Raw genomic sequence first — 4,085 nt, forward strand, 5'->3', positions numbered from 1 at the left:
CCAGGGTCTGGATCTCGGTCACCGGCACCCGGGTGACCTGCGACTTGGTGAACCTCGTGAACGGCGTCCACGACCCGCCACCGACCGAGGAATCCACCCGCCAGAACGCCGTGACCTCCACCGGATACGCATCCGAGGCCACGAACACGCGCCACAGCAGACTCACCAGGTGACTCCCTTCACCTTCACCCCTGCGGTCACGCTGTATCAGGCGGCTCGACCACCAGCCCGGACGTCGACGGTGACCTCAAGACCCGCTGCGACTTCGCTACCGAGCAGGAGGCTCAACGCCATCAAGTAGCTCGCCCCACCTGAACGCAGACCGCCCATGACCGCGACCGCGGACAGGAAGCGGTCGCGGCGCAGCCTGGGTAGTCTCGAGCCCATGGGTAACGGCTGGCAGGCGTTCGGTCACCGGCTCCTCCGTGAGCTCTCCGAACTCCCGGTCGGCGCGAGCCTGCTGGTGAGCGAACCCGATCCGGAGCCGAGTCCGGCGCCCGCCCGGAAGTGGTGGCAGTTCACAGCCAACCGTCCGAGGGCAGTGCCCGGCTGCTATCTGCAGTTCCAGCGCTGGGAGGAGGTCGTGCGCGCCGAGTGCGTCTCCGGGGCGTACCGGGTCGTGAGCGAATCGGCACACGCGGAGCTGATGGCGCTGGGCTGGTCCGACCCCGCCACCCAGCCGGCGCGGTGGGGCACCGACAACTACGTGTACGACGCGGACCCCGACGAGCTCGAGCCCCTGGCCGACCTCTGCGTGCAGTCGCTCGAACTGATCGGCGCCAAGGCGGACGCCGCCTGGACCTGGCGCGTCACCGGCTCGGCGTGATGTCCTGCCCGAGGAGTGGCACGACCGATGCCAGTTCACGGAAGACGGCGGTTGGGGTGACGGGAACGGCGACGAACCCGTCCCCGCCCGACTCCAGTCGCCAGGGACCACCGTTGGCGCCGTCGGCGATCCCCAACACGATCGGCTCATGGAGCGACCCCACCGCGTGAGCCACCAGCCGCCAGGCCCGATCCGCGCCGAAGGGCGCCAGCCTCCCGCGCCGTACATCGCGGTCGGCGACGAACCAGGCCTCGATCTCCTCCATCCCGACTTCGCGCGTTCGACGGTCCATGTCGTCGGGCATCGGGTCTCTCGGTCCCACCCCGGCCAACCGGGCCAGCGCCGCTGCGACCTGATCATGACGAAGAGGGATCAGGTGCCGATCCTGGCCCTCTGCCGTGTGGACCAATAACGCGGCGGCGTCGGCGCCCAGCCACACCTCGTGGTTCCAGACGCCGGTCGGAGTAGCCGTCTCGAGCTGGACGACGGCGAGCGGACGGGAGCCGGCCGCCAATGCCTGCTCCCCGCCGGGCACCTGTCGCGCTACATCGAGCGCCTCTGGTGACGGCTCAGTGCCGACCAACTCGATCCACGCGGTCGGGTCGATGTGCAGTTCGCCGTCGCACACCCTGAGAGTCATCCCGGGGCCTCCCCCGGGAGAATCAGGCTGGCAGCGCACTCGTCGAATGGGATGGCGAGGAGCGGATAGCGCAGCGAGTCGACCGTCGCAGTCAAGGTGTAACCAGTGCGGTCCACCTGGGTGAACCACTGCTCCGTCACCAGGCCGGCCCCCTCCCGGCCGGTGTGGTGGGCCAGCCGCCGGCCACCCGGGTGGCCGGCCACGTCGAGCCGTTCCAGGTCGAGCAGCAGGAAGTCGACCAACTCATGACGCAACAAGACATCGGTGCCGTTCTGCCAGTCGCGGAAACTGAGATCCCCATCGTCACCCACAATGAGGACGAGGTTGGCGCGGAACCCTCCGTCGGCTCGATCCGGCTCGATGACGATCGTCGCGTCCGCAGCCGGGCGAACCACGTCCCACCCATCCGGGGCTTGGAAGGCGACGCCGTCGTGGGCGACCCTCACCGCAGCCACCCCTCCTTCTCGAACCTCCGCGCGACGGTCTCCCGTGCCCACCTGGGCACCGCCCAGCACGGGTATGGCAACCGCATCATCCCCCAGCCGAGGAGGCACCACCCGCCGACCACGACGAGCACCCCGAGCAGCAGCCCAACCACGGGCACTCCGTCAGCCCACGGCGACAGCCCGAGCGCGAGCGCCAACAGGCCGATCCCGGGGAGAACGAACAGGGCGAGTCGCAGGCCTCCTTCACTCGCGCTTCTCATCCACGCACGCGCACTCCGTACCCGACCGGCCCGCTGCCACACAGCCAGGGAGGTGAGCAGGACCCCGACTCCAAGACAGGCGTACGACGTGATGCTCGTCCCCATCAGAACAACCCTCCGACGAAGTCACCGACAGCATCGGCAGCGTCGCCGAACGCGTCACCAGCCGCTTCGACCCCGTCGCCCACGGCGTCACCCACGGCGCCTCCGACGTCCTTGAGTTGGTCGCCGACCCACTGCCCCGCCGTGGAGCCGGCGAAGCCGCCGATGAGGCCGCCGACCCCAGCGCCGATAACAGTGCCGACTCCGGGGCAGATTGCCGTTCCGATTGCGCCACCGGCCCATGCCCCGACTTCGGCACCCGCCCAGGCGCCCGCAGCTGTCGTCACGCCAACGGTTGCGGCACGCCCGGCTCGCTCGTCGGTGGGATAGCCCGCACTGTTGTCCCACTCGCCCCATGCCGACGTAGCGAACGTCACCGCGGTCCCGCCTCGCGAGAGCCACTTTCCAGCAGTGCCCCATCGCTCGGCTGCGGCACCCTGCCACGGGCGGGCACTGAAATGACCCTTTGGGTCGAAGCCGGCCAGCCGCTCGAGCGGGTTCAGCCCATCTCTGGTCGGGAACCGTCCGGCGCCGTACCGGAGACGCTCCCAGAAACTCAGTCCCGTCTTCGTCACCGTACGTCCAGCAGCATCGATCGGACGGAAGTGCGAGAACCGCTGGTCCGCCATCCAGCCGGTGACCGTCGACGCAGCGAACTGTGCCTGGCCGAGAGCGTAGAGCGTCGTCGCGATGGCGCCACCCTTGTCCGGGGGCTTGAACCCGGCCCATTCCGTGACGAATTTGTCTCCCAGCGACGCGCCCGCCTTGGCCACACCAGACAGTGCCTGCCACGCGTCCTCAGCGGTCAGCCTTCCGTCGATAAGCGCGTTGCGGGCGGCGCCCAGCTTCGCCTGGCCGTGGACCCGGTGCGCGACCTGGTCGGGCGTGAGAGGGGCGGCATCCGGCAAGATCAGACTCGTTCCGGAGTTAAGTGCGGCCGCGGTGGCGCTCGCATCGTGCCTCGTCCTGTCGCGAATGTCCTGGGCCTCATCGCGGAGCCTGCTGACAGCACCCGCCGCGTGGCTGTGCATCATGGCGCTTCCCGGATCATGTGGCGCGACGTCGGCGACATCGTCAAGATGGCGTTGGGCGCGGCGTTTCAGGTCGTCGATGTCGGTGCGCGCCCGCTCAAGTCGACCGGCATAGCCCGAGAGTTGGTGTTCCGCGCCCTGAAGAACTGAGCCTGCGCCATCGAGCGCGCCGAGGATGCCAGTGCCAGCGTTGAGGAAATCCGCCTTGCGAGGCGCTTTCCAGGTCGATGAGGCGGTGTGAACGCCTTCGGCGATACTCGTGGAATGCGTGCCCAAGTCGGCGTGCAGCGTTGCGAGCATCCTCGCGGCACGCTTGAGCGCGGAAGGATCGCCCTCGGGGTAGTCAAAGCCGTCAACCATCAGCCACCACCCGTCGCGACGGTGATGTCGTGTGCTGCGGAGTCCGCCAATGCGGCCGCAATCTTCGTCTGGGTCCCGAGGTCCTCGACTGCAGTGCTCGTGGCGGCACCGATCCGTTTCAGCGCAACGGTGAGGTCGTGATAGCCAGCAGCTGCGTCCGACGTCGCGGAAGCGATCGCCCGCCCGATGCCCTCGACCTTGCCCGCCGCGGTGTGGATCGACCGAGCACCGCCGGTCATCGACTCCGGGTCACCGCCCACATAGCTGCTCATCGGGACTCCCTCGCTTCGTGGCCGGGGTCAGGAGACGACCAGGGTCTGGATCTCGGTCACCGGCACCCGGGTGACCTGCGACTTGGTGAACCTCGTGAACGGCGTCCACGACCCGCCACCGACCGAGGAATCCACCCGCCAGAACGCC

General features: G+C 68.9%; 6 protein-coding genes. 1 reads left to right on the forward strand and 5 read right to left on the reverse strand.

Translation table 11 applies throughout. The annotated features are described in order from the left end of the window. Positions 1-385 precede the first annotated feature (385 nt). A complete protein-coding gene (locus QM638_RS10595) occupies positions 386-826 on the forward strand; it encodes a TY-Chap domain-containing protein (RefSeq protein ID WP_415141939.1) in 441 nt (146 codons plus the stop codon). Here QM638_RS10595 and QM638_RS10600 read toward each other — a convergent pair. The 5 genes from QM638_RS10600 to QM638_RS10620 form a co-directional block, all read right to left on the reverse strand. Then, positions 810-1,466 (reverse strand): hypothetical protein, encoded by a 657-nt coding sequence (locus tag QM638_RS10600; RefSeq protein WP_415141940.1) that lies wholly within the window; start codon positions 1,464-1,466, stop codon positions 810-812. The genes QM638_RS10595 and QM638_RS10600 overlap by 17 nt on opposite strands. Further along, positions 1,463-1,912, reverse strand: coding sequence for a hypothetical protein (locus QM638_RS10605; protein ID WP_415141941.1), 450 nt, complete (start codon positions 1,910-1,912; stop codon positions 1,463-1,465). Before QM638_RS10605 ends, QM638_RS10600 begins: the two co-directional genes overlap by 4 nt. Continuing rightward, the gene (locus QM638_RS10610) at positions 1,909-2,172 is read right to left on the reverse strand and encodes a hypothetical protein (protein ID WP_415141942.1); all 264 of its coding nucleotides are present in this window, start codon (positions 2,170-2,172) and stop codon (positions 1,909-1,911) included. Before QM638_RS10610 ends, QM638_RS10605 begins: the two co-directional genes overlap by 4 nt. Before the next feature lie 104 nt (positions 2,173-2,276). After that, positions 2,277-3,665 carry a hypothetical protein gene (locus QM638_RS10615; RefSeq protein ID WP_415141943.1) on the reverse strand — a complete coding sequence of 463 codons (1,389 nt, stop codon included), beginning with the start codon at positions 3,663-3,665 and terminating at the stop codon, positions 2,277-2,279. Next, entirely contained in the window at positions 3,665-3,937 is a 273-nt protein-coding gene (locus QM638_RS10620) for a hypothetical protein (RefSeq protein WP_415141944.1), read from the reverse strand. Before QM638_RS10620 ends, QM638_RS10615 begins: the two co-directional genes overlap by 1 nt. Positions 3,938-4,085: the final 148 nt, after the last annotated feature.

The organism is Nocardioides sp., from assembly GCF_047606145.1.
In the GTDB taxonomy this organism is placed as follows: Bacteria; Actinomycetota; Actinomycetes; order Propionibacteriales; family Nocardioidaceae; genus Nocardioides.